This is a genomic window from Pseudomonas sp. GD04019, assembly GCF_029837695.1.
Taxonomy (GTDB): domain Bacteria; phylum Pseudomonadota; class Gammaproteobacteria; order Pseudomonadales; family Pseudomonadaceae; genus Aquipseudomonas.
Genome location: NZ_JAOEEA010000007.1, coordinates 258,971 through 281,248, shown reverse-complemented (window position 1 = coordinate 281,248; position 22,278 = coordinate 258,971). Strand labels below are relative to the sequence as shown.

Below are 22,278 nucleotides of genomic sequence, written 5' to 3'. Positions count from 1 at the left end.
AGGGTTTACCCATGCCGAAGCTTTCCGCCAGTTGCTGGCTGGTGATCGCCTGCTGAGACGGCATCGACGGGATATAGACCGCCGTCGGGTGCGACGGCCTGGCCTGACTCTTGGGAAGCAGATCAATCGCGTTGGTCACCACCGGCTCGGCATCATCCGGGATGCAGTTCAGCCGGTACAAGTCGGCGAAGTCCTGGACGTTGGTAGCGCTGACGATGCGCACGTGGCAGTTGTTCCTCGGCATCACGTCCACGTCGCCCTGAGCGATGGCATCGAGCGACTGCACGACACCAGCTGGTGATCGGACCATGTAGGCGTCGCGGCCCTTCATGGTCATGTAGCCGTCGATCTGCCAACCGGCGTAGCGATCACGAATCGGGAATTCAGGCGATGAGGGCTCAGCGGGCTTTTCCTTGGGGGCTGCGTGAGCCTGTGCAGCGCCCTGCTCGTCTTTCTCGACCTTGGCGACCTCTGGCTGTACCGCAGGCGCTGGAGGCTGCTGAGGAAGCTCTGGCTCCTGGTAATTGGCATAGGCGACGCCGAGGGCGAAGAACAGGCCGCCGATGATCGGGCGACTGAAGCGCTTCCAGTGGATTTTCGTGATTCGCATGGCGTTCCTCCAGGTCATCGGGACCATGTAGCGACCGCGGCTGAGCCAGGGCGGCAGCAGCTGGTAAGTCGAGTGTTCGTAGAAGTCTGAGAAGGCTTGTTTGGTGTCGTAACAGCGGTACAGGTCGCGGCCCAGGTAGACCCAGCGATCAACGATCAGTGAGGCCGGCTGATCGCCGTACTTCACCAGGGCGTAGTGCACCCGAGGCAGGTTCACCGTCTTGTTGAACAACAGCTTGGTGATGGTGCTGATGAAGGGCACGGTCAGCTTGTCGAGGCGGCGGCAGTACACGACGTGTTCGGCCAGGGTGAGCCTGGCCTGCTTGTCGACGATGGCGATGCTCTGAACGATGAAGATCAGGTCCCAGCCCTTTTTCCGGGCGTGAAGGAACCAATTGATGATCGCCTGGCGTTCCTTATCGCCCCAGGTCCTGGAGTTGAACCAGGTGCCGCACTCGTCCAGGACCACCAGGCCGTTGCGGCTCTCGTCGTAGGAGTTGTTGCCGGTGCCGATCGCCTCGAAGTCGTCAATGCTTGGCTTGTCGGGAAGGCGATAGACAACAGGCTTCTTGGCCTTGGCGCCGAACATCTCGACCAGGTTGATATCCAAGTTGGTGGCAACCGGCCGGCCCTGGGCGATGTACTCACGAATACGACCGACAGCGGCCAACGACTTGCCAGAGCCGAGCTTGCCGGTCAGGAAGTAGACGGCCATCAGATGTTCAGCCGGAACTGGATGACACGGGTATTCCAGTCGTACACCCAGCGGGCGACATCGACCGAAAGAGCGGCGCCGATGCAGGCCGGGGCGTTGCTCGGGACCATGAACGCCAGGGCCATATCGAGCTCTGGGGGCGCGGCAACGCGGATACCCTGAATCAGCGCCCAGCAGAAGGCGTAGAAGGTGCCAAACAACGCCAGAGAGGCCACTACAAAGGCGGCGGTCAGAGCGAGCCGCTTGGTCATCCAGGTGGCAAAAAAACCCACCAGACCGGCGAAAAGACCACCGATAGCACTGGCGAGGAACGGAATACCAATAATCGCAGGTAATGGCATATCAAACTCCCGATGCGGATGGGCGAGTTAATGTTTTGAAGATGTAAATCAAAGTTCCGACAAAGATGATCCAGCGCCATATACGGTGAGCGCGCTCCATCTTGTCGCAGCCAATTGACATGCCAAAGAAAGGCATCGAACCGGAACAATTAACACTGCTACCGACAGTATGTTGAATAACAAAGTCAGAAAGGGCATCAAGACTACTGCGCTCTGTAAATGCACCGTCGGGACCATCGAATTCGCCAATAAGCGAATCAATATCTATGCCGTCGATTTTCTCCTGGCCGTACTCCTCCAGGTCTTTCTGGAAGTTATCTTTTGGAGCCTCTTCAATAAGAGCACCAAAATCCAACTCGATAGGCTCACCCTCTTCTCCAGGTTCACCGCCCTCTCCTTCAGAGCCACCAATAGTTCCAGTAACAGTGCCTGGCTTTACAGGATCGCCGTTGGAATCCGTCTTGGGAGGTTCACCGCCAGAAGTAACGCAGCCAAAACCACCAGTACCAGTATTCCAAACGTACTGTCCTGGAGGGCATGTTTCAGGGAGATAACTATCCGGCACACAAGTGAATTCGGCGTTAGGGCCAGCACCCACATAGCCAGGAGTTTCATTCAGCGCGCAACGCGGATCATGACCATCATCAGGATCGGAAACGCAGTAGTGCTTACCGTTCATTACGCCGCCAGTTTGACCCTCTGGGCAGTTAGGGTCCTGGCCACCCATGCAAACAGCTTTAACGTCATCACCGGTGCCAACAAAGCCAGGCTTGCCGCCATCAGGGCAGCGATTACGACCGGCACAGATAGCGGTGTTATTGATATATCCAGAGAAGTCGGAAGAGCCCTCAGTACATTCCTGATCGGGCGCCTGGTCAACGCAGCGCATCATCTCAGCAGAGCCAGCAAGGACCTTTCCTGAACTGCACTGGCACTGCTGAGATTGCGGGTCCCACTGAGCACCAACGGAGCCGCATGCATCATCCTGGGGATAGGAGCATCGATTGTTGTCCCAGTCCCAGGTAGCGCCATCAGAGCACTGCTGAGGGGGGATTAATTCGCAGGTCATGGTCTGAGAATTTGGAGTCTTTGGCGGCGTGCAAGTGAGATCACAACTATTCGTCGCAGGGTTTAAGACTGATTCACCAATACACACAGCGGGGGAAACACACTGACCGCCAATCATGACTTTGGGAGAGTCACAGCTTGCATTGCACTGAGTTCCGTTATCACCGAACTGGCAATTCTGAGTGCCTGAAAGAACAGTGCCAACGTAAGTATATCCAGGGTCAGTGGGGGTGGACTTTACATAGCAAGCAAGTTCGGCAGTAACTGCGATGGCGTGGGCCGAAGGGTATTTAGCCTTACAGGCAAGGTCAGGCGAGGAATAACGCGAGGACTGACCCTGCATCCAATACGTAGTGAGTGTGGAAGCAACGGAAAGGGACGGCGCAAGCTGCGCGGCAACTACGACGACAACTAAACAGAAGTAACGCGAGAAGTGAGAGAGCATAAAACTACACCCTGCCTATGGCCCGGGCTGCGCCCACACCATAGGCAGGGCGCAGTTTCGATCAAGCGGACTTGTTGGCGGCTTTCTTGGCCAAACGCCATACGAAGAAGCCGAGCAGGATTGCGCCGCCCAGCGTCCACATGTTGCCTTCGATCCAGGTCCAAGCACTGGTCGCATCGGTATAAAACGCGGTGGCAGCAGTTGGAGCAGTCCAGGCAGCGTGAGCGTTCACGGCGAACAGGGAGAACACGAGGGAGAGCGAAGTTGCGAAGAAAGTCGAAACTTTCCCTTTGAACAGTTGAGCGATGTATTTCATACGATAGCCTCAGCAGCTTGTCTAAATGCGCGGAACTTAATGCCGATAGTAAAACCAGCCACCCAAGCAACTACGTAGAAACTTAGAAGTTCGGAGACTAGTTCGTTCATCGCATGTTTCCGCCGATGAAACCCAGCCCGAAGAGAACCATCGAGCCGAGCACCAGGCCGATCAGATAGAGCATGTCGGCCAGGTCCTGGAGAGACACGCCTTCCATCAGGCGGCCTCGGAATCGGTGTCCAGCTCGTCGAGCTGGCAGTCAGGGCAAACGTGGAAGGCGACTGCCGAAGGCATCAGCAGGAAGCCCATCGAGCAGCCGCAGAGGTTGCAGAGGACTTGGCCACGGATGATCACGGAGGCGCCCTCCCCTTAGGCCGTTTTCGACACGGGAGCGACGTTCGGAGTGGCTGCCGGCTTGGCAGGCTCTGGAGCGTCCTGCAGGCGAAGCGGCACGCCCTGGAGGCTGTAGCGAATGCGGTACTTGCCGTTGAATTCGTCCAGCTCGTCGCGGTACTCGACGAAGACCTCAGAGCCGATCAGCTGGCGGTAGGCGTTGTGGAGGCCGTCTTTGTATTGCTGGCCAGCGACCATGAATTTGACGACGTTGGTCGACTCGAAACCGTCGAAATCCTTGGTGATGCAGTTGATGCCGACAGAAGCCCAGGGCTTCTCTTGAGTGCCCTTTTGAACAACACCGGCGACGAAGCCGCGAAGAATTTTCATGATCAAACCTCTTGAGGTGGTTGGCCGTAGCCGAAAGCGTCACCCACGAAAGGCGCGCTCGATTGGTTTTGCTCGACCTGGCCAAAACGCTTGAGGTCGGCTGCCACACGCCAATGGCGGGTGGTTTCCCAGTCCGCAGGGAGCCGGGAAATCAGGATGTGACGAGGGGTAGGCGGGCCGAAGAATTCGCCACCGAAGGCGGCCGGATCGAGGGCGGCAGGAGCGACCTTGCGAGCAGTGGCGGCGCGCTGCTGATCGAGGAGAGTGGGCGCCCTGCCCTGCAGCTTCACGCGGTTCATGAAGGCATGACCAACGGGAAAAGGAAGAAGCCCAGGGCGCCGAAAATGAGCGCGCCGGCTGCGACAATCAGAAGCTCTTCAGCGGGAGTCATCAGGCTACCAACCGCAGCGGCGACGGCACTACGGCCGAGCGGTAGAACGAGGGAAGCGCCACGTCGAAGGTGCGCTCGATCTCGCGGACGTTGCGGATGAAGACCACGCCGTGGCGGGTGCCATCGAACGGGGTTTTGATGTCGATACCGATCTGGCGCAAGGCGGCGCGATGCTTCTTCACGGCCGACTTGTTGAAGTCGAATTCCTGGCCCTGCTGCCAGAGGTGGACGTAGCCAGCCGTGTAATTCGCCGACATACGATTGGGCGAAATGCCCTTGGCCAGCAGCTCATCGGCCACGGTCAGAACGTCGAAGTTATTGATCTCGCATTTACTGCCGACCATGAGGAACCCCCTATGGATTTCTCGCAATTTCTGCTCGTCGAAGAAGCCCCAGAACCGGAGCCCCTCCCGCTTCAAATACTCCGACCGACACTTGATCTCGGAGCGCACCATGCCGACTGATGCACACCAGTCGCGCAGTTCCCGCACGTAGCGGAATTCGTCTGAATCCTCGCCGAAGGTCCGCTTGACCTTGGGCAGAAGGTGGGCGTCCAGCTCGGCCGCCTTGTTGTAATTGCCGGGATACACCAGGGAGCCGGCTTTCTCCCCGCCCTTGGGGGTCCAGACGCAGGTGTTGCCGTCCGGGTACAGGTAGGCGATGGAGTTACGGAAGCGCTGGCTGGAAATGCCACGCAGAAACGCCCGCTCGTTGCCCTGCCCTACATAGAAATTGCTGGTCAGGTCCAGCCGCTGGAAGATCGCGCCGTCAGCGATCACCGAGCCGTCTTGCAGTTGCTGAGTCGCGGTGCAACGGGTCATTTCCGGGAGACCAAGCTCAACCAGAACGGCGTTGATCACGCGCATACAGCCATCGAGCGAGTCGATGCCGAAAACGTTGTCGAGGCGGTTCAACCGGGACGGGTTGCCGTCGACGGTAATCCGGCGTCCGCACACATGGAGGGGTCGTTTGCGGGAGGGGGCGGAATCCTACGCTAAGGCTTTGGCCAGCGATATTCTCCGGTGAGATTGATGTGTTCCCATCCGAGCGGCGAAACATGGGCCAAGAGATCGGGCGATAGCAGCTTTCCATCGCGTTTCTGGTTTGCAACGACCTCGCCGAGCTTCATGGTGTTCCAGAAGATGATGATGGCGGCGAGCAGATTCATGCCGGCGATGCGGTAATGCTGGCCTTCGGCGGAACGGTCGCGGATTTCACCGCGGCGGTGGAAGCTGATTGCCCGCTTCAGCGCATGATGAGCTTCGCCTTTGTTGAGCCCGATCTGGGCACGCCGTTGGAGTTCGGCATCCAGAATCCAGTCGATCATGAACAGGGTGCGCTCGACGCGACCGACTTCCCGCAGGGCTGTCGCGAGCTCGTTCTGCCGCGGATAGGAGGCGAGTTTCCGCAGAATCTGGCTTGGCGCGACGGTCCCGGCAGCAATGGTGGCGGCGATGCGCAGGATGTCGGGCCAATTGCGCTCGATCATGGCTTGGTTGACCTTTCCGCCGATCAACGCTCGCAGGTGCGCCGGGGCGGCCGACGGATTGAACGCGTAGAGCCGTTTGGATGGCAGGTCGCGGATGCGCGGAGCGAACCGGTAGCCGAGAATGGCACATGCGGCAAAGACGTGATCGGTGAAGCCGCCCGTGTCGGTGAACTGCTCGCGGATATGGCGTCCAGCATCGTTCATCAGCAGGCCATCGAGGATGTAAGGCGCTTCGCTTGCCGTTGCAGGAATCACCTGGGTTGCGAACGGCGCATATTGGTCGGAGACGTGGCTATAGGCTTTCAGGCCCGGGGTATTGCCATATTTCGCGTTGACCAGGTTCATGGCCTCACCTTGCTCTGTAGCGACGAAGAACTGTCCGTCGCTCGAAGCCGACGTGCCCATGCCCCAGAACCGGGCCATGGGTAACGCTGCCTGTGCCTCGACCACCATGGCCAGCGCCCGGTCATAGGCTTCGCCCTCGACATGCCACCGTCCAATGCGGATCAATTCCCAGAAGGTGTGGGTGTTTGTCGCATCCGCCATTTTGCGCAAGCCGAGGTTGATCCCTTCCGCCAAGATAACGTTCATTAGCCCGATCCGGTCAGCGCAGGGTGCTCCTGTGCGCAGATGGGTGAACGCTTCGGTGAAGCCGGTCGCCGCATCCACCTCCAGCAGGAGATCGGTGATGCGCGTGGGCGGGATCTGCTTGTAGAGATCGAGCACCAGATCTTCGGCGCCTGTCGGCGCGGCGGCTTCGAGTTTCTCGATATGCAGAACGCCGTTTTCAATCGACCCGCCCGGGATCGTGCCTGCGCGAGCGGCACGGCCAAGCTCGCGCAACCGCATGTCGAGGCGAGCTTGCCGGTCTGCCAGCCATTCCTCCGGCCGCAATGGCACAGCGAGACGACCGCCTTCCGCGATGGATTGTGCCGGAACGAGTGCGTGTTTCAGATCGCCATAGCGCCGGGACCTAGTAAGCCAGACATCTCCGGAGCGGAACGCATCGCGCAGATGGAACAGCACCGCGATCTCCCATAGGCGAGCGTCGCCAGCCCTCTGGGCCCGAAGGTGGCGATGCCATTTCGAGCTGGGCCGCAAGAAGCTGGTCATCGCGGCATCGTTCAAACCGGTACGAAGGGCCGTCACCGCTTCCAGAAGCGGCAGTGCAACGGGCGCAGCTCGCAGATCGAGCAGGCGCAACATGCGTGGAGCGTATCGGCGGAAGCGGTGATAACCGTCGAGCACATGATTGAGCGGATCGTCGGCCATGGTGGCGGTCAGCCTGGTTGCCATTGCAACAAGGGTTTTTAAGCCGTCCCACCCTGACCCACTCGCGATGACATCGCCCAGCGGCTGGCCATCATCCTGTGCATCGACCAGGGCGCCCCCGATCTCGGCGAAGGATTTCAGGGTGTCACGCACCACCCCCGCTTCGTCTGCGACCTTTGCATGGCAAATACGCTCCGAAGCACGGTAGAGACGGCCGACGATCCGGTCGTGGGTTTCGACCACTGCGTCGGCCAACATCGCCTGCCATTCCGAGACGCAAACAGCCAAGATCGCAAGCCGCCTGTCCTCCGGGAGATCGCGCATGCCGTCGGCATAATACCGTTCACCCTGCCTGCGCAGACGAGTCACCCGATGGGCAGGAACGCCGGCAAGCAGATCCTCGGGGAGATCGATGCGTTGCAGATATTCGAGCCGGTCGAGCAGCCGGTTGGCCGACGAAGAGTTCGAGCCAGGCTCGAACTGGCGCAGCCACACAAAACGGGTCACCCGATCATCAGCCGTCTCCTCGAGCAATGCCAGCAACTGTTCTCGGATCGACATAGGCAGCCGACTGGCGATCCTCGTCTCGATGCGTCGCTCGGCATCGACGAGAGCCGCGGCACAAAGCCGCTCGATCGTGGATGTCGCGGGAAGGACAGTGCGGGTGCGTCGGCACTCGGCTACGAAGCGACGGGCGATATCCTCGTTCGACACCGCCATCTCGGCTTCTCGGAACAACCATTCCTTCAGCTCGCTCGCACCACGTCCGGAGAAGGTGCGGAAGCCGTAGAGCCCCCGTAACTCGGCAAGATGCTCGTGCCGTGTTTCCTCGCGGGCAGCATAGTCTACGAGATCGTCGGCACCCAGGCCAAGCTGCGCTCCGATAAATTCGATGACCTCTGCAGGGATCAGTTCGCCTGGAGCCAGCACCCGGCCGGGATAGCGCAGGACACACAATTGCAGGGCGAAGCCGAACCTGTTGTGAGCGCGCCGACGCAGCCTGATATGCCCAAGGTCTTCATCACTCAGCGTATAGTGCTTGAGCAAATCCGTCTGTGAAGTCGGCAAGCGCAACAGCGCGTCTTTCTGCCGATCGGTTAGAGTGACGCGACGCGGCATACATGTTCCTTTTTCAAAATCTGATAGCGTTCAAGACGCTTTGTTTATGAAGCTGGTTGAGATACATTTCCAGAGGTCAATGCAATCGTGGCCGAAGCGCCGCCTCAAACCAACGTTTGTGATACATGCTGATCGGATATGCCCGCGTCTCCAAAGCCGATGGCTCGCAGTCTCTCGACCTGCAGCACGACGCCTTGCGCGCCGCAGGTGTCGAACGGGACAATATCTATGATGATCTTGCTTCCGGCGGTCGTGATGATCGCCCTGGCTTGACTGCCTGCCTCAAGTCATTGCGTGACGGCGATGTGCTGGTGGTCTGGAAGCTCGATCGCCTCGGACGATCGCTTGCCCATCTGGTCAACACGGTGAAGGAGCTGTCAGACCGCAAGATCGGCCTGCGGGTTCTGACTGGAAAGGGCGCTCAGATCGACACCACGACTGCGTCCGGTCGCATGGTGTTCGGAATCTTCGCCACCTTGGCCGAGTTCGAGCGGGATCTGATCCGAGAGCGCACCATGGCGGGTCTCGCCTCCGCGAGAGCGCGCGGTCGCAAGGGCGGACGAAAATTCGCGCTCACCAAAGCTCAGGTGCGTCTCGCGCAAGCCGCCATGGCCCAGCGCGATACTTCAGTTTCCGATCTCTGCAAGGAACTCGGCATCGAGCGCGTCACTCTCTACCGATATGTCGGTCCCAAAGGCGAGCTCAGAGACCATGGAAAGCATGTTCTCGGACTTACGTAGCAACTCGTTTCTTTTCGCAGGTTGAGCCACCTCCGCGCTTCATCAGAAAACTGAAGGAACCTCCATTGAATCGAACTAATATTTTTTTTGGTGAATCGCATTCTGACTGGTTGCCTGTCAGAGGCGGAGAATCTGGTGATTTTGTTTTTCGACGTGGTGACGGGCATGCCTTCGCGAAAATCGCACCTGCTTCCCGCCGCGGTGAGCTCGCTGGAGAGCGTGACCGCCTCATTTGGCTCAAAGGTCGAGGTGTGGCTTGCCCCGAGGTGATCAACTGGCAGGAGGAACAGGAGGGTGCATGCTTGGTGATAACGGCAATTCCGGGAGTACCGGCGGCTGATCTGTCTGGAGCGGATTTGCTCAAAGCGTGGCCGTCAATGGGGCAGCAACTTGGCGCTGTTCACAGCCTATCGGTTGATCAATGTCCGTTTGAGCGCAGGCTGTCGCGAATGTTCGGACGCGCCGTTGATGTGGTGTCCCGCAATGCCGTCAATCCCGACTTCTTACCGGACGAGGACAAGAGTACGCCGCAGCTCGATCTTTTGGCTCGTGTCGAACGAGAGCTACCGGTGCGGCTCGACCAAGAGCGCACCGATATGGTTGTTTGCCATGGTGATCCCTGCATGCCGAACTTCATGGTGGACCCTAAAACTCTTCAATGCACGGGTCTGATCGACCTTGGGCGGCTCGGAACAGCAGATCGCTATGCCGATTTGGCACTCATGATTGCTAACGCCGAAGAGAACTGGGCAGCGCCAGATGAAGCAGAGCGCGCCTTCGCTGTCCTATTCAATGTATTGGGGATCGAAGCCCCCGACCGCGAACGCCTTGCCTTCTATCTGCGATTGGACCCTCTGACTTGGGGTTGATGTTCATGCCGCCTGTTTTTCCTGCTCATTGGCACGTTTCGCAACCTGTTCTCATTGCGGACACCTTTTCCAGCCTCGTTTGGAAAGTTTCATTGCCAGACGGGACTCCTGCAATCGTCAAGGGATTGAAACCTATAGAAGACATTGCTGATGAACTGCGCGGGGCCGACTATCTGGTATGGCGCAATGGGAGGGGAGCAGTCCGGTTGCTCGGTCGTGAGAACAATCTGATGTTGCTCGAATATGCCGGGGAGCGAATGCTCTCTCACATCGTTGCCGAGCACGGCGACTACCAGGCGACCGAAATTGCAGCGGAACTAATGGCGAAGCTGTATGCCGCATCTGAGGAACCCCTGCCTTCTGCCCTTCTCCCGATCCGGGATCGCTTTGCAGCTTTGTTTCAGCGGGCGCGCGATGATCAAAACGCAGGTTGTCAAACTGACTACGTCCACGCGGCGATTATAGCCGATCAAATGATGAGCAATGCCTCGGAACTGCGTGGGCTACATGGCGATCTGCATCATGAAAACATCATGTTCTCCAGTCGCGGCTGGCTGGTGATAGATCCCGTCGGTCTGGTCGGTGAAGTGGGCTTTGGCGCCGCCAATATGTTCTACGATCCGGCTGACAGAGACGACCTTTGTCTCGATCCTAGACGCATTGCACAGATGGCGGACGCATTCTCTCGTGCGCTGGACGTCGATCCGCGTCGCCTGCTCGACCAGGCGTACGCTTATGGGTGCCTTTCCGCAGCTTGGAACGCGGATGGAGAAGAGGAGCAACGCGATCTAGCTATCGCGGCCGCGATCAAGCAGGTGCGACAGACGTCATACTAGATATCAAGCGACTTCTCCTATCCCCTGGGAACACATCAATCTTACCGGAGAATATCGTTGGCCAAAGCCTTAGCGTAGGATTTCGCCCTCTCCCGCAAACGACCCCATGGATTCGGAAGGTGGTGCAGTAACTGCCCTCGGCGTAGAACGCCGGGACGGTGGTCGACAGCAACTCCTCAGTCTCGATGCAGGAGCGGCGGCAGATCACCTCGCCGACCTTGGGTAGGTCGTAGGGGTAGTCCTGATAGGCCTTGATCCAGTCGTAAAACATCGCGCTTCCTTCAGCCCGCAGACCATCACATGCGTTTTGTAGATAAATCACAAATGATGTTTCGGCGATTTATAGCTGAATCACACATGACATTGCAACACGTGCAAAAATCACGTTTGTCGGAAATCACGAATGATGGCGGAGTGAAATCACAAGATGGCCAAGACCTACAGACTGCGAGACGAGGCCGTAGAGGCCTTGAACGCCAAGCGGATCAAGCTGATCGTCGAGCGAAAGGAAGACGTGAAAGAGAGCGATCTGCTGGGGGCGCTGATCTGGAAGCACCTGTCTACGCTATCGGCGCAGGACGTTAAGGCGTACCGCGAGAGCGTCCTGGGGAAGGACTGATGAGCGAAAAGAAACTGATCACCATACTGTCAGTGATCTCATTCACGGCGTCATTCGCTTTGGTTTTCTGGCTGATCTCGAAAGTGCCGCTGTACTGAAAAAAGTATGGACCTCCATACCAAAGTGGGGGTGTTACAGCACCCCCACCCGTCCGCGCGGCTGCAACGGCCGTAGCACCTTCCGCCGGGCTTGGTCGACCTGAACCAGCCTCGGACACCTGAATCAGCAGAGAAAGACGACCAGGACGTGCCCTGACAGGCGCTGTGCGACCCGTATTGGGGTGATCATGGCGCGAGGGTGGCTTTGCGGCGCCTGAGAGCCAGGCGCACGCGAGAGGGTGCTAGCAGGATGCGAGATCCTGGACGAGATCCTGCAGGAAATCTGCTAGCAGTAATAACCGCGGTGCAGCAGCTCCAGGACGAGAAGTGCTAGCGGCGATAGTTCGGATGAAGCGGATTCTTGGAGCGATCAAAGAACATATCGCCCTGGCCACAAGCCTCGACCAGCAGCGCGGCCGCGTCGCGAGCCTGGTCCAGCACCTGCTGCTGACGGGCAACGACATTTCGTAGGCGCTCAATCTCGTCACGCTGATCGGCGCAACGATCACGAAGCTGGAGCATGAGCTCAACGCCGGAAATGAAGGCCTGGCTACCAGTGCCTTTACCGGTTGCGATCTTGGCCTGGCGCACCAAGTCCTCGGAAACATCACGAATCGTAAGAAGCATCGAGCATTCTCCCTGCTAGCAGTTTTAAGCCGGCGCCGATCGCACCAGGTGCAATTATGCTAGCAAGTCTATCGATAGAGCTGCTAGCAATTTTCAACCTGGTGAAGATCCTCGAGGACGAAAAACGCTAGCAGTCAGAGGTCGAGGATTCTGAGGCAGATGGCCTTGAGCTGGTCGACGAGCTGGTCCAGTTCGGCCGACTCCTGAGCGAAGCTGTCGGCAGATTTTCGCAAATTGCGAATCTCACCAACGAGGCGGGGATAGTCGGCGAGGATCCACTCGACAGCCTCAGAGCCCTTGCGGCCTGGGGCATACAGCTCGGCGTCTCGGATCAGATAGGCGGGAAGGTCAACGGGGCATCGCATAATCCGGATTATGGCTGAAACCCGCCTGGCGCTGCGCATTGTCCAGGCGGGGCTCACCATGAATCCGGTCCATTATGCGAATCATGATAAGGTGACATTGGGAGGGATGGCTTCGCGCTCAAGAACGCACTGCGTTTGCCAGGAATTATCATTTTGGCTAAAGTCGCCGGCTTCGCGCACAGCTCGGCGAGCCAAGGATTGTCCATGTTCCGACTCGATGCGGTCAGCTTCAGCCTGCCGGAGCGCACGCTCCTGCACCCGCTATCGCTCGACATTCCACAGGGCCAGATGGTCGGCCTGATCGGCCACAACGGCTCCGGCAAATCCACCCTGTTGAAGATGCTGGCCCGCCAGCAACCGGCCAGCGCCGGCCGCGTGCTGCTGGACGACAAGCCACTGGCCGACTGGAAGGACCGCGACTTCGCCCGCCAAGTCGCCTACCTGCCGCAGCAGCTGCCACCCGCCGATAGCCTGACAGCCCGCGAGCTGGTCGGTTTCGGCCGCTATCCCTGGCACGGCCTGCTCGGCCGCTTCGGCAGCGAGGACCACGCCAAAGTGCGTGAGGCCATGGAGCTGACCGACACTTCGCGCTTCGCCGAACGCATGGTCGACAGCCTCTCCGGCGGCGAGCGCCAGCGCGTGTGGCTGGCCATGCTGCTGGCACAGAACAGCCGCTACCTGCTGCTGGACGAACCGACCTCGGCCCTCGACATCGCCCACCAGGTCGACGTACTCGGCCTGGTCCACCAGCTCAGCCGCCAACTGGACCTAAGCGTGATCGTGGTGCTGCACGACATCAACATGGCCAGCCGCTACTGCGACCGGCTGATCGCCCTGCACAGCGGGCGCCTGCTGCTGGACGGCAGTCCGGCCGAGCTGATGACCGACAGCAACCTGGAGGCCATCTACGGCCTGCCCATGCAGGTGCTCAGCCACCCGCGCGGCCAGCAACCCATCGCCGTGGTGGTGTGATGCGCTGGCTGCTCTGCATGCTCGCCCTATTGGCGGCAGTCGCCCAGGCCGACACCCGCCAGCCACGCATCGCGGTGATCGACTGGGGCCTGACCGAGACCCTGCTTGGCCTGGGCGTGACGCCTATCGCGGTGGCGCAGACCGAAGGCTACCGGCGCTGGGTGCAGGCGCCCGAGCTGCCCGAGCAGGTGGTCGACCTCGGCCTGCGCATCGAGCCCAACCTCGAACTGCTCAGCCAACTCAAGCCGGACATGATCCTGATCACCCCGCAGTTCGCCGCCAGCCGCGCGCAGCTGGAACGGGTAGCGCCGGTGCATACCCTGGCCATCTACACCCCGGAAGCCGAGGCCTATGTCGGTGCCCAACGGGTCACCCGCGAGCTGGCCGAGCTGCTTGGCCGGCAGAGCGAAGGCGAAGCCATGATCGCCCGAATCGACGCCCGCATGACGCAGGTCCGCCAGCGCCTGGCACCGCAGGCATTGCCGCCGTTCTATGTCATGACCTTCCTCGACCAGCGCCATGTGCGCCTGTTCGGCAAGCAGAGCATCTACCAGGGGGTGCTGGACCGCGTTGGCCTGCGCAATGCCTGGCAGGGCCCGACCAACTACTGGGGCTTCAGCCAGCAGGGCATCGACCGCCTGGCAGAGACGCCCGAGGCCGCCCTGCTCTACCTGAAACCCATGCCGCCCGGCACCCAGGATGGCCTGGCTGCCAGCGCCTTGTGGAACCAGCTGCCTGCCGTGCGCGCCGGACGCCTGTATGACCTGCCGCCGGTATGGAGCTTCAACGGTCTGATGGCTGCCGAGCGCTTCGCCAACCTGCTGGAAGAGCGCCTGGCGCCGGAGAGCGTGCAATGAGCGATCTCATGGCTCAGGGAGCGTTGCCTGTGCGTACCCGCCGCGGTTTCTCCAGCCATCCCGTGTGGCTGTGTGGGGTACTGCTGATCCTGACGCTTGGCCTGGCATTCGCCGACCTCGGCCAGCGTCTGCCGAGTGGGCAATGGCTGCAGGCCATGTTCGCTCCGCAAGCCGGCGACATGGCGCAGCTGATTCTGCACTTCAGCTGGCTACCGCGCCTGTGCATGGCCCTGCTCTGTGGCGCCGTGCTGGCCCTGGCCGGCACTCTGATGCAGCAGGTGCTGCGTAACCCGCTGGCCTCGCCGACCACCCTGGGTGTGGCCAGCGGCGCACAACTCGGCTTGCTGGTAGCGACTCTGTGGGCGCCCTGGCTGCTGGATTTCGGCCGCGAATGGGTGGCTCTGGCCGGCGGTGGCCTGGCCTCTCTGCTGGTGTTCGCCCTGGCCTGGCGTCGCGGCCTGGCGCCGCTGACGCTGATCCTCGCCGGCCTGGTGGTGACGCTGTATCTCAGCGCGCTCAACGTGACTCTGATGCTGGTGCAGCAGCAGGATCTCAACGCGGTGTTCATCTGGGGCTCCGGCTCACTCAGCCAGAACAGCTGGAGCGGCGTGCAGTTCCTCCTACCGCGCCTGGCCGTCGGCGTGTTGCTTCTGCTGCCCTTGCTGCGCCCCCTGGCCCTGCTGGAACTGGACGACAGCGGTGTGAAGAGCCTGGGCGTGCCCCTGCGTTTTCTGCGCTTCGTCACCCTCACCCTGTCCGTATACCTGGCCGCCTGCGTAGTCAGCACGGTGGGCGTGATCGGCTTCATCGGCCTGGCCGCGCCGGCCCTGGTGCGCCTGCTCGGTGCGCGCACCTTCGCTCAGCGCCTGCGCTGGGCGCCGCTGCTCGGCGGCCTGTTGCTGAGCGTCACCGATCTGGGCATCCAGCGCCTGGCCGGCTCCCTGGCCGAACTGGTACCCACCGGCGCCGCCACCGCGCTGCTCGGCGCCCCGCTGCTGCTCTGGTTGCTGCCGCGCCTGCGGCTGGCCGGTGGCCAGCCGCACAGTGGCGACGGTCATCACTTCAGCCGTCACCCCTTCCCGGCCAGGCGCCTGCTGCCGCTATGCGTGGTGCTTGTCTGCGCGCTGCTGATCGCCCTTGGCCTGGGTCGCGGACTGGACGGTTGGCAGTGGACGCTGGGCGACGCCACCCTGCTCGACTGGCGCTGGCCACGGGTGATGGCCGCCGTAGCCGCAGGCTGCATGCTGGCCCTGGCCGGCTGCATGATCCAGCGCCTGACCGGCAACCCGATGTCCAGCCCCGAGGTGCTCGGCATCAGCGCCGGTGCCGCTCTGGGTCTGATCGCCCTGCTGTTCCTGCTGCCCTACTCCGGCCCCCTGGCCCAGCTAGCGCTGGGAGGTCTGGGCGCCGGCCTGACTCTTCTGCTGCTGCTCGGTCTGTCGCGGCGCTCCGGCTTCGCTCCCGAGCGGGTGCTGCTGATCGGCATCAGCATCACCGCGCTGTTCGACGCCCTGCAGGTGATCCTGTTGGCCGGCGGCGACCCGCGCGGGCAGAACCTGCTGGGCTGGATGTCCGGCTCGACCTACTTCGTCGGCCCGCAGATGGCGGTCTGGGTGCTGGTCTGCAGCCTGGTGCTGCTGGTCGCCGCGCTGCCTTTCGGGCGTTGGCTGGAGCTGTTGCCGCTGGGCGATGGCACGCCGCGTGCCCTGGGTGTGCCGCTGGGGCGCAGTCGTTTCGCGCTGTTGCTGCTGGCCTCGTTGCTGACGGCTGGCGCCACCCTGATCGTCGGGCCGCTGAGCTTCATCGGGCTGCTGGCGCCACACCTGGCCCGTTTGCTCGGTCTGGCTCGCGCCGTGCCGCAGATGCTCGGTGCGGCGCTGCTCGGTGCGCTGGTGATGGTGGCGGCGGACTGGCTGGGGCGTACGGTGCTGTTCCCTGCGCAACTGCCAGCAGGGCTGCTGGCATCGCTGCTGGGCGGGGCCTACTTCATGCTGTGCCTGTATCGGCGCTGAGGGGCTGGTTGGTGGGCTGTTCGCTGCGTTCCTGAGCCCACCCTACGCGGAGCAGCACCGCGGATTATTCGATGTAGAGCGTACCGGGCGGCGCACCGCGCGCTGCAGGCAGTACACTAAAGGCGCGCTAGTGCTCATTTGACTTTGTAGCCCGGATGCAATCCGGGAGCCGAGCCCTCGATTTCCCGGATTGCATCCGGGCTACGACCGAGCCGACCGGCACCGTCATTGCGTAGGGTGTAGGCAGTACACCAGAGGGGCATTCGCTATGCCCCAAGCACTGTGCTACAGGCAATAGCCCAAGACTAATCACCAGCAAGGCGAACAGCCCGGCGCAGTCCTTAATCCAGCACCGCAGTCCCTTCCGCCGGAGGCTCTTCCAGCAACGGGCAGTTGTCGCACATCTCCATGCCCAGCTCGTTGCGGATGCAGCACAGCTTGCGCTGTCGCCAGGGCGCGCAGCCTTCGCCCTGGGGCACGTAGATCACCGGTTCGCACAATGGATTGCGGCTGCCATCCGGGCGCAGTTTGCTTTCCAGCACTTCGAAGCCCTGGGCCAGCATCGGCTTAGGGAATGGCAGGCCGCCGAGGGTCGACATGAACCATTCGAAGTAGTTGCCGGCGTTGCTCCACAGCACCCGTGCGGCGATCTTGCGGTGAGCGCGCAGGCCATCGATGAAGGGCAGCAGGTTGTCGTCCAGCAAGCCGGAGAAGCGCTCAAAGCCGTTTGCCGGGGCCGCGCTCCAGCGTTCGCCGGCATGCGGCAGCTTGAAGGCCTCGGGCAGGCCGTCGGTGCCGACCACGACCTGGATCTCGTCGAAATCCAGCGGCAGGCGCCAGTTGAGGATCAGTCCTGCCGCCAGCACTGGCGGAATCAGGCGCAGAAAGTAGTACTTGGACCACAGCGACATCAGCGCTCGCCGATCGCCCTCGGCATGTTCCGGGCCGAAGCGCAGCATCTGCTCTTCCAGACGCTCGGGGCTGACGAACTCACGCCCGGACAGTGCCGGGCGTGGGTCATCCGCAAGGGTGAGAACATCGCGGTAGTGGGCGAAAGGCCCTTGGAACAGCGGGGCAATGGCCGGGATCATCGGCCCCCTGCCTGGGTCAAGCACATGCGCTGGCGACTCCTGCTGATTGGCGCTGTCGACGGCTGTCCATCAGCGCGTCGACCACTTCCTGTGAACGTATGGCCAGCACCGACAGCAGCGTGTCGCTCAGGCCATGGCTGGCCTCGCAGCAACCCTGCAGGTAGATGCCGGCAGTCATCTGCGGCTGGCAGCACAGACGATAGTCGCGTTCGACGCCTTCGCCCAGGTGCTCGGCCAATCCGCCGAGCAGGCGCTTGTAGCCGTCACGACGATAGCCGGTGGCCAAGACTACGGCATCGTACAGGCGATCTTCCACGCCTTCCGGACCGCTCAGGGTCAGGCGAATGCCCTCGTCGCCGGCCTGCACCGCCTCGATATTGCGCTGCGGCAGCAGGTTGTGCGGCGCATGGCCGGTGACCTTCTGCAGGTACAGGCGGTGGTAGATGCTCTCGATCAGGTCCAGGTTGACCACCGAGTAGTTGGTCTGGGCATTGGCCTGGATGAACGCCTCGCGCTCCTCCGGCGACTGGCCGTAGACCACGTCGGTGTAGGACGGATCGAAGATCTCGTTGATGAACGGGCTGTCGTCCGCCGGGCGCAGGGCCTGGCTGCGCATCACTAGCGAGACCTCGGCGCTCGGGTAGCGGCCGCACAGATCGCTGAAGATCTCCGCCGCGCTCTGCCCCGAGCCGACCACGGCCAGGCGCTTGGGTTGGCCGCAAGCCTGGATGCGCTCCAGGTAGCCGGACGAGTGCATCACCCGTGCGTCACCCTTGAGCGGGCGGAACGCCTCGGGCACCACCGGCTCGCCGCCGATGCTGACCACCAGGTTGCGGGTGATGCGCGCACGGGTGCGGCCGTCAGCCAGGCGCGAGATCACCTTGACCCGGGTCACGTCGCCGCCATCGAGCACCGGCTCGACGCCAATGACTTCCTCACCGTAATGCACGCGATCGCTGAACTGGGCCGCAGCCCAGCCCAGGTAGTCGTTGTACTCCAGGCGCGACGGCGTGAAGGTGCTGATATTGATGAAGGCTTCCAGCCGGCGCTTCTCGTGCAGGTAACTGACGAAGGTGTAGCGGCTGGACGGATTGCGCAGGGTGGCCAGATCCTTGAGGAAGGAAATCTGCATGCGGCTGTCGTCCAGCAGCATGCCACCGTGCCACTCGAAGGCCGGTTTCTTTTCCAGGAAGCAGTAGCGCAGGCCGTGCTCGCGCACCCGGCGGTCTTCATCCAAGGCCACCGCAATGGCCAGGTTGGCGGGGCCGAAGCCCAGCCCGATCACATCGTATTCCAGTGTTTCTATGCTCATGTCAGGCCCCGATCCTCTGCGGATGGTTCGTGTGAAGGCCAAGTCAGCCCCTGGAGGCACTCGCCTCGCCCAACCTCATCAGTTCACGGCCACGCTCGGGCGCGGCTCTTTTGTTCTATGGGCCCAAGGACAGCGACCGCGGGCCTTACTGCTATGCCAGGCGGCAGCGTTCGAAGAACACTTCACGCGACTGCACCATGAGTGCCGCGCGCTTGTGCGGGAAGTCGAACTCCTTGGCCTTGTGGTAACCCTGCGCCTGCATGTGACCAATCATCTTGGCGTTGTCGGCACGGGGCTCTGCGACCACCCGCTGGGTACGCGGATCGTCGAGGAACAGGTAATGGGTCAGCGCGCTCAGCCAACTGGCCACCTTGTGCGGACCACGGTGGCTCTCTTCGCCGACCAGCATGTGGATACCGCGGTCGTAATCCGCCACGTCGTAGAACGGCGCGATGCGGTCTTCCTTGGCCCAGTAGGCCTCGTAATAGGCGAACGGCTCATCGTCGAAGCAGCCGATCAGGGTCAGTACGCGCGGGTCCGCGGCCAGCTCTTCCAGGTAACGACGATGCTTGGTGAGGTCGCCCTCCTCCTGCCAGAACGCGGCCACGCGGGCGCTGTTCTGCCAGCGATTGAAGCGTTCGAGGTCGCTGTCGATATCCAGGGTGCGCAGGGAAATCCAGGCGCCCAGATTGGCATCGAAACGTCGATAGACCTCGCCCTGCGGCTTGGGCGCACGACGCGGATGGCGGCGGCCGGTGGCATGCATGACCATCTGCTGTGGGTAACCGGCACTGCCAGTGTTGCGCAGGAACGGCCCCGGCAATTGCCAGAACAGCGAGCGCTCGATGCGCAGGCTGTCGCCTTCACCCACCAGCAAACCGCTAGCGAGCAGGCTGGGAGCGACCGAGTCCAGCTGCAGGCGTACGGCCTGCAACTGGGGCTCGCTGGCGAAACACCAGTAGGCCAGAGCCCACAGTGCCTTGGCTTGCTCCTCGACAGCCAGCTCCAGCGGAACCAGCAACTCGCCCTGACGACGGGCGCGCAGCAGCGCGCGCTCGTCTAGGTGCAGGGCCAGGCTGGTGCCGTCATCGCGGGCGACCAGGCGCTGCCCGGAGGGCAGCGGTAGTTGTTGCAGCGGATTAGAAGTCATAACTCACACTGGCGATGACGTTGCGACGGTTGCCGTACCAGCAGTAGTAGTCACAGGCGGTGACGTACTCTTTGTCGGTGAGGTTATTCGCGTTGAGTTGCAGGCGGATGTCCTGGATGCGATAGCTGACCATGGCATCGATGAGGGTGTAGGACGGCACTTCTAGAGTCTCGGTGTTATCGCCATAACTGGAGCTGGTGTGGCGTGCACCGGCACCGAAGCCCAGACCGTCGAGCAGGCCACCATGGAACTGATAGTTAGCCCAGACCGACGCCATTTCATCGGCGATGTTAGCGGGAGTCTTGCCCTCCTCAACCTCACGAGTACTTTCGGTGGTTTCCGGGTCGAGCTTGGTGTAGCTGGCGATCAAGCTGACGTTCTCGGTGACGTTGGCCTGAGCCTCAAGCTCAATACCGCGGCTGCGCACTTCACCCAACTGCGTCGGCACGCTACCGGTCGGAGTGGACAGGTTCTTCTTGACGTTCTCCTGGGTCAGCTCGAACACGGCTGCGGTGAACATCGCATCCAGCCCTTCCGGTTGGAACTTGATACCGATTTCTTTCTGATCGCCCTCTTCCGGTTTGAACGGATCGCCGGTAACGGCGTTGAGGTCGGTGACCGGCAGGAAGAACTCGGAGTAGCTGATGTAAGGAGTCAGGCCATTGTCGAACACATAGGCGACCCCACCACTCCAGGTGAAGTTCTCATCACGTACGTCGTGACTGACGTTGGTGGTCTGGTTGTCGAAGTCGGTGCGCGACTTGTCGTAGCGACCACCCAGCAGGAACACCCAGTTGTCGAACTTGAGCTGCTCCTGGATGTAGTAACCGAACTGGTCGGCGCGGGTGTCCTTGTCTTCCAGGGCGAAATCGCCGATTGGTGCATCGTTGCCGATCGGAATAACGCCACCCAGCGGGGTGTTGTTGCGCGGGTCGAAGATATCCAGCGGTGGGATGACGCCGAAGTTTGGATAACCGTTGGGGCTGCGATCATTGATCTTCAACTGCTGGTAATCGAAGCCGAGCAGCAGGGTATTTTCCCAGCGATCACCAAACCAGTTGCCGAGCAGGCGGTTGTCCACCGACAGGTTGTCTGCCTTGCCATCGTTGTAGGTCAGGCCGCGGTTGATGATGCGATCAGTGAGGTTTCCATAGAAGAACAGCTGGCGCAGTTCCAGATCCATGTGGCCGTAGCGCAGGTTCTGCTGGAAGTCCCAGTTGTCACTGATGCGATGGTTCAGCTCGTAGCCCAGGGTGTACTGATCACGCTCGAAGGTTTCGTACTCGGGATTGCCAACCGCGGTGTCGGTGTCGATGTCACCGTTCGGGTTATGGCTGATAGTGCCGCTGGACGGCAGGAACTGCAGCTGCGGATCGGAGCGATCCTTCTGCATGCTGGCCAGTACGGTCAGCGAAGTATCTTCGTTGAAGTTGATGGTCATCGACGGCGCCAGCAGGATGCGCGCGGCGTCCACGTCATCGACCTGGGTGCCGGTGTCGCGGCTCAGCGCCACCACGCGGTATAGCAGGTTGCCCTCTTCATCCAGCTTGCCACCTACATCGGCATTGATCTGCTTGCGGTCAAAGCTGCCGTACTGGATGCCGATCTCGTTCTTGCTGTCGGCGGTCGGACGCTTGCTCTGCAGGTTTATCAGGCCGCCGGGCGGGGTCTGACCATAGAGCACGGACGAAGCTCCCTTGAGCACTTCGATGCGCTCGAGCATGTAGGGGTCGATCTGCCAGCTATAGAAGGCGCTGGAATAGATGCGCGAACCGTCCATGAACAGGCCGTTGTTGGCCTGTTTGAAGCCGCGGATGATGAACCAGTCCTGCTTGTTGTCCTCGCCATAGAAGCCGGCCTGCACACCGCCGGAGTAGCGCAGAGCCTCGCTGATGGTCTGGACGTTGCGGTCCTTCATCTGCGCTTCAGTGACCACGGAAACCGAACGCGGAGTCTCGCTCAGGGGAGTGTTGATCTTGGTCGCGCTGCGGCTGTTCTTGGCCACGTAGCCCTGATCTTCGCCGACCGGGCTGTCCAGCTCGCCACTGATATTGGTGGCTTCCAGCTGTACGGCTTCCTCGGCATGCAGTCCCATGCTGAACGCGCCCAGCGCACAGGCCATGGCCAAAGGCAGACGCGCTTTGGTGAAGGGTACTTTGGCCTGGTACTTAGCTTGCTGTTCCATCAACACTCCCCAACGAAATCAAATTAGAAGGATTCGCATTTATGTGTATTGCCTCTA

Annotated in this window: 22 protein-coding genes; 7 read left to right on the top strand and 15 right to left on the bottom strand. The window is 61.2% G+C overall.

All coding sequences use genetic code 11. The features are described 5' to 3' along the window. The 9 genes from N7607_RS13490 to N7607_RS13450 form a co-directional block, all read right to left on the bottom strand. The coding region (locus N7607_RS13490; RefSeq protein WP_279865210.1) for a zonular occludens toxin domain-containing protein at positions 1 to 1,324 on the bottom strand (1,324 nt) is incomplete at its 3' end. Further along, positions 1,324 to 1,665: a DUF5455 family protein gene (locus N7607_RS13485; RefSeq protein ID WP_279865211.1), complete on the bottom strand. Its 342-nt coding sequence runs from the start codon at positions 1,663 to 1,665 to the stop codon at positions 1,324 to 1,326. The genes N7607_RS13490 and N7607_RS13485, both read right to left, overlap by 1 nt. 1 nt (position 1,666) lies before the next feature. Beyond that, on the bottom strand, positions 1,667 to 2,557 hold the full coding sequence (locus N7607_RS13480) for a hypothetical protein (RefSeq protein WP_279865212.1): 891 nt from the start codon (positions 2,555 to 2,557) through the stop codon (positions 1,667 to 1,669). Positions 2,558 to 3,239: 682 nt separating this feature from the next. Continuing rightward, positions 3,240 to 3,494: a hypothetical protein gene (locus N7607_RS13475; RefSeq protein ID WP_279865213.1), complete on the bottom strand. Its 255-nt coding sequence runs from the start codon at positions 3,492 to 3,494 to the stop codon at positions 3,240 to 3,242. 216 nt (positions 3,495 to 3,710) lie between these two features. Next, positions 3,711 to 3,848 carry a hypothetical protein gene (locus tag N7607_RS13470; RefSeq protein WP_279865214.1) on the bottom strand — a complete coding sequence of 46 codons (138 nt, stop codon included), beginning with the start codon at positions 3,846 to 3,848 and terminating at the stop codon, positions 3,711 to 3,713. Between the two features lie 15 nt (positions 3,849 to 3,863). Next, positions 3,864 to 4,217 carry a hypothetical protein gene (locus tag N7607_RS13465; protein WP_279865215.1) on the bottom strand — a complete coding sequence of 118 codons (354 nt, stop codon included), beginning with the start codon at positions 4,215 to 4,217 and terminating at the stop codon, positions 3,864 to 3,866. Positions 4,218 to 4,219: 2 nt separating this feature from the next. Further along, complete coding sequence (locus tag N7607_RS13460; RefSeq protein WP_279865216.1) at positions 4,220 to 4,516, bottom strand: hypothetical protein; 297 nt, start codon at positions 4,514 to 4,516, stop codon at positions 4,220 to 4,222. Positions 4,517 to 4,607: 91 nt separating this feature from the next. Next, positions 4,608 to 5,564, bottom strand: coding sequence for a phage/plasmid replication protein (locus N7607_RS13455; protein WP_347881173.1), 957 nt, complete (start codon positions 5,562 to 5,564; stop codon positions 4,608 to 4,610). Positions 5,565 to 5,602: 38 nt separating this feature from the next. After that, positions 5,603 to 8,488: a Tn3 family transposase gene (locus N7607_RS13450; RefSeq protein ID WP_001138082.1), complete on the bottom strand. Its 2,886-nt coding sequence runs from the start codon at positions 8,486 to 8,488 to the stop codon at positions 5,603 to 5,605. 125 nt (positions 8,489 to 8,613) lie between these two features. Here N7607_RS13450 and N7607_RS13445 point away from each other — a divergent pair, with 125 nt between their 5' ends. The 4 genes from N7607_RS13445 to N7607_RS13430 all read left to right on the top strand — a co-directional run bounded on the left by N7607_RS13445 (position 8,614) and on the right by N7607_RS13430 (position 11,552). Continuing rightward, positions 8,614 to 9,228, top strand: a complete 615-nt coding sequence (locus N7607_RS13445) for a recombinase family protein (RefSeq protein WP_000904906.1) — start codon at positions 8,614 to 8,616, stop codon at positions 9,226 to 9,228. A gap of 65 nt (positions 9,229 to 9,293) precedes the next feature. Continuing rightward, positions 9,294 to 10,097, top strand: a complete 804-nt coding sequence (gene aph(3'')-Ib, locus N7607_RS13440) for an aminoglycoside O-phosphotransferase APH(3'')-Ib (protein WP_001082319.1) — start codon at positions 9,294 to 9,296, stop codon at positions 10,095 to 10,097. After that, positions 10,097 to 10,933, top strand: a complete 837-nt coding sequence (locus tag N7607_RS13435) for an aminoglycoside O-phosphotransferase APH(6)-Id (RefSeq protein WP_000480968.1) — start codon at positions 10,097 to 10,099, stop codon at positions 10,931 to 10,933. Before aph(3'')-Ib ends, N7607_RS13435 begins: the two co-directional genes overlap by 1 nt. A 427-nt stretch (positions 10,934 to 11,360) precedes the next feature. Next, a complete protein-coding gene (locus N7607_RS13430; protein ID WP_279865219.1) occupies positions 11,361 to 11,552 on the top strand; it encodes a hypothetical protein in 192 nt (63 codons plus the stop codon). A gap of 428 nt (positions 11,553 to 11,980) precedes the next feature. Here N7607_RS13430 and N7607_RS13425 read toward each other — a convergent pair whose 3' ends face one another. Beyond that, positions 11,981 to 12,277: a hypothetical protein gene (locus tag N7607_RS13425; RefSeq protein ID WP_279865220.1), complete on the bottom strand. Its 297-nt coding sequence runs from the start codon at positions 12,275 to 12,277 to the stop codon at positions 11,981 to 11,983. A gap of 134 nt (positions 12,278 to 12,411) precedes the next feature. Continuing rightward, on the bottom strand, positions 12,412 to 12,702 hold the full coding sequence (locus N7607_RS13420; protein WP_279865222.1) for a DASH complex subunit Dad3: 291 nt from the start codon (positions 12,700 to 12,702) through the stop codon (positions 12,412 to 12,414). Positions 12,703 to 12,846: 144 nt separating this feature from the next. On the opposite strand from N7607_RS13420, the gene N7607_RS13415 reads away from it, so the two are divergent. Genes N7607_RS13415 through fhuB form a run of 3 tightly spaced genes read left to right on the top strand, consistent with a single transcriptional unit; the run spans position 12,847 to position 16,483 of the window. Continuing rightward, the gene (locus N7607_RS13415) at positions 12,847 to 13,614 is read left to right on the top strand and encodes an ATP-binding cassette domain-containing protein (RefSeq protein ID WP_279865223.1); all 768 of its coding nucleotides are present in this window, start codon (positions 12,847 to 12,849) and stop codon (positions 13,612 to 13,614) included. Further along, positions 13,614 to 14,471 carry an ABC transporter substrate-binding protein gene (locus N7607_RS13410; RefSeq protein WP_279865224.1) on the top strand — a complete coding sequence of 286 codons (858 nt, stop codon included), beginning with the start codon at positions 13,614 to 13,616 and terminating at the stop codon, positions 14,469 to 14,471. The genes N7607_RS13415 and N7607_RS13410 overlap by 1 nt, the downstream gene beginning before the upstream one ends. Continuing rightward, the gene (fhuB, locus tag N7607_RS13405; protein ID WP_279865225.1) at positions 14,468 to 16,483 is read left to right on the top strand and encodes a Fe(3+)-hydroxamate ABC transporter permease FhuB; all 2,016 of its coding nucleotides are present in this window, start codon (positions 14,468 to 14,470) and stop codon (positions 16,481 to 16,483) included. Before N7607_RS13410 ends, fhuB begins: the two co-directional genes overlap by 4 nt. A 341-nt stretch (positions 16,484 to 16,824) precedes the next feature. Here fhuB and fhuF read toward each other — a convergent pair whose 3' ends face one another. From fhuF to N7607_RS13385, 4 genes are all read right to left on the bottom strand, one after another. Next, entirely contained in the window at positions 16,825 to 17,574 is a 750-nt protein-coding gene (fhuF, locus tag N7607_RS13400; RefSeq protein ID WP_279865226.1) for a siderophore-iron reductase FhuF, read from the bottom strand. Between the two features lie 16 nt (positions 17,575 to 17,590). After that, positions 17,591 to 18,886, bottom strand: a complete 1,296-nt coding sequence (locus tag N7607_RS13395) for a lysine N(6)-hydroxylase/L-ornithine N(5)-oxygenase family protein (protein WP_279865227.1) — start codon at positions 18,884 to 18,886, stop codon at positions 17,591 to 17,593. 151 nt (positions 18,887 to 19,037) lie between these two features. Beyond that, the gene (locus N7607_RS13390) at positions 19,038 to 20,036 is read right to left on the bottom strand and encodes a GNAT family N-acetyltransferase (RefSeq protein ID WP_279865228.1); all 999 of its coding nucleotides are present in this window, start codon (positions 20,034 to 20,036) and stop codon (positions 19,038 to 19,040) included. Continuing rightward, on the bottom strand, positions 20,026 to 22,221 hold the full coding sequence (locus N7607_RS13385; protein ID WP_279865229.1) for a TonB-dependent siderophore receptor: 2,196 nt from the start codon (positions 22,219 to 22,221) through the stop codon (positions 20,026 to 20,028). The genes N7607_RS13390 and N7607_RS13385 overlap by 11 nt, the downstream gene beginning before the upstream one ends. Positions 22,222 to 22,278 lie beyond the last annotated feature (57 nt).

Coding starts and splice junctions, on each gene's coding strand:
- N7607_RS13485 (WP_279865211.1), bottom strand. CDS start 1,665: ATGCCATTACCTGCGATTATTGGTATTCCGTTCCTCGCCAGTGCTATC.
- N7607_RS13480 (WP_279865212.1), bottom strand. CDS start 2,557: ATGATGCGCTGCGTTGACCAGGCGCCCGATCAGGAATGTACTGAGGGC.
- N7607_RS13475 (WP_279865213.1), bottom strand. CDS start 3,494: ATGAAATACATCGCTCAACTGTTCAAAGGGAAAGTTTCGACTTTCTTC.
- N7607_RS13465 (WP_279865215.1), bottom strand. CDS start 4,217: ATGAAAATTCTTCGCGGCTTCGTCGCCGGTGTTGTTCAAAAGGGCACT.
- N7607_RS13460 (WP_279865216.1), bottom strand. CDS start 4,516: ATGAACCGCGTGAAGCTGCAGGGCAGGGCGCCCACTCTCCTCGATCAG.
- N7607_RS13450 (WP_001138082.1), bottom strand. CDS start 8,488: ATGCCGCGTCGCGTCACTCTAACCGATCGGCAGAAAGACGCGCTGTTG.
- N7607_RS13445 (WP_000904906.1), top strand. CDS start 8,614: ATGCTGATCGGATATGCCCGCGTCTCCAAAGCCGATGGCTCGCAGTCT.
- N7607_RS13435 (WP_000480968.1), top strand. CDS start 10,097: ATGTTCATGCCGCCTGTTTTTCCTGCTCATTGGCACGTTTCGCAACCT.
- N7607_RS13430 (WP_279865219.1), top strand. CDS start 11,361: ATGGCCAAGACCTACAGACTGCGAGACGAGGCCGTAGAGGCCTTGAAC.
- N7607_RS13425 (WP_279865220.1), bottom strand. CDS start 12,277: ATGCTTCTTACGATTCGTGATGTTTCCGAGGACTTGGTGCGCCAGGCC.
- N7607_RS13420 (WP_279865222.1), bottom strand. CDS start 12,702: ATGGTGAGCCCCGCCTGGACAATGCGCAGCGCCAGGCGGGTTTCAGCC.
- N7607_RS13415 (WP_279865223.1), top strand. CDS start 12,847: ATGTTCCGACTCGATGCGGTCAGCTTCAGCCTGCCGGAGCGCACGCTC.
- N7607_RS13410 (WP_279865224.1), top strand. CDS start 13,614: ATGCGCTGGCTGCTCTGCATGCTCGCCCTATTGGCGGCAGTCGCCCAG.
- fhuB (WP_279865225.1), top strand. CDS start 14,468: ATGAGCGATCTCATGGCTCAGGGAGCGTTGCCTGTGCGTACCCGCCGC.
- fhuF (WP_279865226.1), bottom strand. CDS start 17,574: ATGATCCCGGCCATTGCCCCGCTGTTCCAAGGGCCTTTCGCCCACTAC.
- N7607_RS13395 (WP_279865227.1), bottom strand. CDS start 18,886: ATGAGCATAGAAACACTGGAATACGATGTGATCGGGCTGGGCTTCGGC.
- N7607_RS13390 (WP_279865228.1), bottom strand. CDS start 20,036: ATGACTTCTAATCCGCTGCAACAACTACCGCTGCCCTCCGGGCAGCGC.
- N7607_RS13385 (WP_279865229.1), bottom strand. CDS start 22,221: ATGGAACAGCAAGCTAAGTACCAGGCCAAAGTACCCTTCACCAAAGCG.